The sequence below is a fragment of the Methanocalculus natronophilus genome (assembly GCF_038751955.1).
In the GTDB taxonomy this organism is placed as follows: Archaea; Halobacteriota; Methanomicrobia; order Methanomicrobiales; family Methanocorpusculaceae; genus Methanocalculus; species Methanocalculus natronophilus.
Map to the genome: position 1 here is coordinate 1 of NZ_JBCEXH010000045.1, position 746 is coordinate 746.

Genomic DNA, 746 nt, shown 5'->3' on the forward strand with positions numbered 1-746 from the left:
GTCTACAGTTACATCAAGCGAATCCACACTGCCTAAAACATTGTTTAATTCTTCAATACCGGCTTGCATGCCATGGAGGATATCTTCACGCGAATAGAGATTTTCTGCATTTTCATAAATGTATTGCTCTACGAACGATTCTTCGTCCTCATCTAAATCCATATAAGCTTCCAAGAGTTCCTTCACTTCGATGAACAGTTTGTCTTCTTGCGTCTCTTCACCTTGGAAGTCTCCCATAGCGATTAATGCATTATAGAAACTTTCTACGGCTATATCTTCTGCGACCGCAGATAAACGGAACTCATCAATCGCGTCTTGCCACGCCACTTCTGCTGCGAAATGATCCCGTATCTCTTCTAATGTATCAAACGGTCTTTGCTCAATCATATACTCTAAGACGTTATCCTGACGGTTGTCACCGTATAAAGCGTTATATACCGTGAAATCTATCGCCAACGCTTCGTCTTCAAGCGCTGTTTCCATTTCTGTGTTTGTTTCTGCTGCGTTTAAATTTATAAGAATGTTCTTATCAACTATCGCCTCTTCAAGTGCAATAATAGATGCTTCATCAATCAGTTTTTCATCAGCAGCACTTTCAAACAATAATTCATATTGATTTTTTGCATACTCAATTAAATCGACATCACCAAAAGAAATTTGATCTATTGCCTTAACATCATTTAAATATCCCTGCACACGTTCAATACGAGCATCTTCCCATTGCTCAAAATCCTTGATAGTTGAGA

At 38.7% G+C, this 746-nt stretch carries 1 protein-coding gene; it reads right to left on the bottom strand.

From position 1 onward, the window contains the following. Nucleotides 1-746: hypothetical protein (locus tag ABCO64_RS10290; protein WP_343089396.1), on the bottom strand; the 746-nt coding region annotated here is incomplete at both ends.